Origin of the sequence: Paracoccus marcusii, assembly GCF_006151785.1 — a bacterium.
In the GTDB taxonomy this organism is placed as follows: domain Bacteria; phylum Pseudomonadota; class Alphaproteobacteria; order Rhodobacterales; family Rhodobacteraceae; genus Paracoccus; species Paracoccus marcusii.
This window is the reverse complement of the sequence record NZ_VDDD01000191.1, coordinates 1-4,448: the sequence shown is the minus strand read 5'-3', so window position 1 is coordinate 4,448 and position 4,448 is coordinate 1. Positions and strand designations below refer to the sequence as shown.

Here is a 4,448-nt window from a genome sequence, read left to right as displayed (position 1 = left end):
GCGGCATCCGCGCGCGGTCGCGCCGATGCCCCCGGCCCCGCGACCGGCGCGCATCAGGGCCAGGCCATGGCGGATGCGCTGTCGGCGCTGACCAATCTGGGCTATGGTCCGTCCGAGGCGGCATCCGCCGTGGCCGAGGCGCAGGCGCGGGAACCGGCGGCGGCCATGCCCGCGTTGATCCGCGCGGCGCTGCGTCTGCTGGCGCCCAAGGACTGAACCGGAGGTCTGAACATGGCAGGAAACGTCAAGGTCTTCATGCTGATGGCGGCGCTGACCGCGCTGGTCATGGCCTTCGGCTGGATGCTGGGCGGATCGGGCGGTGCGGTGATGGCGCTGGTGATCGCGGGGGGCATGAACTTCTTCAGCTACTGGAACAGTGACAAGATGGTCCTGCGCCAGCAGGGGGCGGTCGAGTTGTCGCCCCAACAGGGGGCCGAACTGCACGCGATGACCGCGCGGCTGGCCGAGCGCGCGCAGATGCCCATGCCCAAGCTGTACCTGCTGCCGACCCAGCAGCCCAATGCCTTTGCCACCGGGCGCAATCCGCAGAACTCCGCCGTGGCGGTGACGCAGGGGCTGCTGAACCACCTGTCCGCAGACGAGATCGAGGGCGTGATCGCCCATGAGCTGGCCCATATTCGGCATCGCGACACGCTGACCATGACCGTCACCGCGACCATGGCCGGCGCCATCGCGATGATGGGGAACATGATGCTGTTCGCGGGCAACCGCGAGGGGCGGGGCGGCATGATCGGCGGCATTCTGGCGATGATCCTGGCGCCGATGGCCGCGATGATGGTGCAGATGGCGATCTCTCGTGCGCGGGAATACGAGGCGGATGCGACCGGCGCGCAGATCAGCGGCAAGCCGCGGGCGCTGGCCTCGGCCCTGAGTCGGATCGCGCAGGCGGCGGGGCGCAGCGTGAACCTGCCGGCCGAGAAGAACCCCGCCGCCGCGGCGATGTTCATCATCAACCCGCTGCACGCGATGCGGGCCGACCGGCTGTTCACCACCCACCCCCCGACCGAGGAGCGGATCGCCCGGCTGATGGCGATGGATGGCACGGCCCCGCGTGACCCGGCCCCCGCCGCAGGACCAAGCCGCATCCCCCGCACCGGCGCCGCGCCGCGCACGCCCTGGGGCCGCGGATGACCGGACCGGACCCTGACCTGCGCCCCGAAAAGCTGGACAGCGATGTCGAGGATCGCGCGTTGCGCCCGCAGAACCTGTCCGAATTCGTGGGCCAGGCCGAGGCGCGCGCGAACCTGAAGGTGTTCATCGAAAGCGCCAAGATGCGCGGCAAGGCGATGGACCACACGCTGTTCTTCGGCCCCCCGGGACTGGGCAAGACCACGCTGGCGCAGATAATGTCACGCGAACTGGGGGTGAACTTCCGCATGACATCCGGGCCGGTCATCGCGCGGGCGGGGGACCTGGCCGCGATCCTGACCAATCTCGAGGCGCGCGACGTCCTGTTCATCGACGAGATCCACCGCATGAACCCCGCGGTCGAAGAGATCCTGTACCCCGCGATGGAGGATTTCGAGCTGGATCTTGTGATCGGCGAGGGCCCGGCCGCACGCACCGTGCGGATCGAGCTGCAGCCCTTCACGCTGGTGGGGGCGACCACGCGGCTTGGCCTGCTGACCACGCCGCTGCGCGACCGGTTCGGCATTCCGACCCGGCTGCAGTTCTATGAGATCGCGGAACTGGACCTGATCGTGCAGCGCGGCGCGCGGCTGATGGGGATCAGCGCCGATCCCGAAGGCACGCTGGAGATCGCGCGCCGCGCCCGCGGCACGCCCCGCATCGCGGGCCGGCTGCTGCGCCGCGTGGTCGATTTCGCGCTGGTGGAGGGGAACGGCCGCCTGACGCGCGAGATCGCCGATATCGCGTTGAACCGGCTGGGGGTGGACGATCTGGGCCTGGACGGGGCCGACCGGCGGTACCTGACGCAGATGGCGCAGCATTACGCGGGCGGACCCGTGGGGGTCGAGACGCTGTCCGCCGCCCTGTCCGAGAGCCGCGACGCCATCGAGGAGGTGATCGAGCCCTATCTGCTGCAGCAGGGCTTGGTCGCGCGCACCCCACGCGGGCGCATGCTGACCCAGGGGGCCTGGCGCCATCTGGGCCTGGACATGCCGGTCCCCACCGGTCAGGCGACGCTGTTCGACGTCTGATTGCGGACGGGACCGATCGCGCGTATTTTGGTCCCCATGAGCCATCACCTGACATTGCGCGTCTATTACGAAGACACCGACCTGGCCGGGATCGTCTATTATGCGAACTATCTGAAATACATCGAGCGGGGGCGGTCCGAATGGATGCGTGCCACCGGAATCGACCAGATGCGCATGAAGGAGACGTCGGGCCACGTCTTCGCCGTCCGCCATATCGAGGCCGACTATCTGCGCCCCGCGCGCTTCGACGACCTGCTGACCGTGGTCACCGACCTGTCGCACGCCACGGCCGCGCGGATCGTGGTCGACCAGCAGGTGCTGCGCGGCGATGAGGTACTGTTTTCGGCGCGGGTGACGATCGTCAGCCTGGACGGGCGGGGACGTCCCGTGCGCCTGCCCGCCGCCCTGTCGCGGGCGCTGCCGGAGGGCTGAACCCGTGGCCTCTGCCGCGCGGATGCGGCAACACGGACGCAGGTTGATGAAAATTGACGCCATTGTGTTGCCGCGGGGGCTGAAACCCGTGGCAATTACAGGGTAACAGGCCGCAACGCCGGGCTGCCAGGGGGCAGTTGCGGCCCCTGATGATGAGGCATTAGACCATGGAACCCATTCAGGCCGCCGAGGCCATAGACTTTTCGGCCGTGGCTTTGTTCTGGCGATCCTCGCTGACGGTGCAGGTGGTCATGATCATGCTGATCGCGGCCTCGTTCTGGTCCTGGGCGATCATCGTGCAGAAGTTCCTGACCTTTGCGCAGGCGCGCAAGGAGGCTGCCCGCTTTGACCGCGCCTTCTGGTCCGGAGAGCCCTTGGACGATCTTTATGACCGGCTTGGCGACCGTCCCAAGGGGCCGTCGGAACGGATCTTTTCCGCGGGCATGACCGAATGGCGCCGCAGCCACCGCGATGACGGGCGGCTGATCGCGGGCGGCATCGGGCGCATCGACCGGGCCATGAACGTGGCCATCCAGCGCGAGGAACAGCGCCTGTTCCGCGGCCTGTCCTTCCTGGCGACCGTGGGGTCGACCGCGCCCTTCATCGGCCTGTTCGGCACCGTCTGGGGCATCAAGTCCGCATTCGAGGGTATCGCCCTGACCCAGGATACCAGTCTGGCCGTCGTGGCGCCGGGCATCGCCGAGGCCCTGCTGGCGACTGCCCTGGGCCTGGTCGCGGCCATCCCGGCCGTCGTCTTCTACAACAAGCTGTCGGGCGATGCGGAACGCATCACTGGCGGATGGGAGGCATTCTCGGACGAGTTCTCGACGCTTCTGTCGCGTCAGATGGACGAGGCCTGACATGGCATCCGGGGTCGTCAAGCGCGTCCGCAGCAAGGGCCGTCGGCGCAACCTGCCGATGTCCGAGATCAACGTCACGCCCTTCGTGGACGTGATGCTGGTGCTGCTGATCATCTTCATGGTCGCGGCGCCGCTGATGACGGCGGGCGTTCCGCTGAACCTGCCCGAAACCGCCGCCAACGCCGTCCCCAACGAGGACGAGGAGCCGTTGATGGTGTCGATCCCGGTCGAGGGGTCGCTGACGATCATGGACCAGCCGGTGGCGGACGAGCAGGTCGTGACGACGCTGCGCACGATCCTGGCGGAACGGCAGTCGGGCCGGGTGTTCCTGCGTGCCGACGGCACCATCCCCTATGCCCGCGTGGTCCAGATCATGGGCGCGCTGAACGCCGCGGGGATCACCGACATCGTGCTGGTCACCGAGACCGGCGGACCGCGGATGGACGGCTGAACCATGGACGAACGCGAAGGGCGCATCGGTTACTGGGTCTCGGGGGTCGCGCACGGCTCCCTGATCCTGTGGGCGATCCTGGGCGGGGCGCTGTTTCGTCCGCAGCCCAGCCCGATGGTGCGCACGACCCAGGTCTCGACCATCAGCGGCGCCGAGTTCGAGGCGATGGCCGCCGCCGCCCGCGGGGCGGGGCCGGTGGGTGCCGATTCGACCGCAGTGGCCACATTGCCCGACCCCGTCGACCCGGCCGAGGACGGTGCGGCGCGGCCCGTCGATGCGATCCCCCCGCAATCGGGGCAGGCCGCGGCGCTGGAACAGCCCGACACGGCCGAATCCGTGCCCGACCTCAGCGATTTCGCGCCCGCCGCGCCGGTCGAGGTCGCGACCGATCTGCCCGCACCGCGCCCGAACCAGACCGACGGCGCCGAGACCGCCCCGCAGGTCCCGGACACCCCCCCGGCCCCCGTGGCAGAGGCCCAGCCCAACCGTCCGGCGTTGCCGACGCCCGACGCCGCGGCCGTTCCG

General features: G+C 69.2%; 5 protein-coding genes and 2 pseudogenes. All 7 read left to right on the top strand.

Going from position 1 to position 4,448, the window contains the following annotated elements:
- Nucleotides 1-216, top strand: a pseudogene (locus FHD68_RS17785) (Holliday junction branch migration protein RuvA); the annotation flags it as partial.
- A 15-nt stretch (nt 217-231) separates the two neighbouring features.
- The gene (gene htpX, locus FHD68_RS17780; protein WP_127899106.1) at nt 232-1,152 is read left to right on the top strand and encodes a zinc metalloprotease HtpX; all 921 of its coding nucleotides are present in this window, start codon (nt 232-234) and stop codon (nt 1,150-1,152) included.
- Nucleotides 1,149-2,180 (top strand): Holliday junction branch migration DNA helicase RuvB, encoded by a 1,032-nt coding sequence (gene ruvB / locus FHD68_RS17775; protein WP_045981457.1) that lies wholly within the window; start codon nt 1,149-1,151, stop codon nt 2,178-2,180. Before htpX ends, ruvB begins: the two co-directional genes overlap by 4 nt.
- Nucleotides 2,181-2,216: 36 nt before the next feature.
- Nucleotides 2,217-2,612: a tol-pal system-associated acyl-CoA thioesterase gene (gene ybgC / locus FHD68_RS17770; protein WP_127899105.1), complete on the top strand. Its 396-nt coding sequence runs from the start codon at nt 2,217-2,219 to the stop codon at nt 2,610-2,612.
- Between the two features lie 167 nt (nt 2,613-2,779).
- Complete coding sequence (gene tolQ / locus FHD68_RS17765) at nt 2,780-3,472, top strand: protein TolQ (protein ID WP_045981459.1); 693 nt, start codon at nt 2,780-2,782, stop codon at nt 3,470-3,472.
- A gap of 1 nt (nt 3,473) precedes the next feature.
- Nucleotides 3,474-3,923, top strand: a complete 450-nt coding sequence (locus FHD68_RS17760) for an ExbD/TolR family protein (protein ID WP_046001374.1) — start codon at nt 3,474-3,476, stop codon at nt 3,921-3,923.
- A 3-nt stretch (nt 3,924-3,926) separates the two neighbouring features.
- Nucleotides 3,927-4,448: pseudogene (locus tag FHD68_RS17755) on the top strand (protein TolA); the annotation flags it as partial.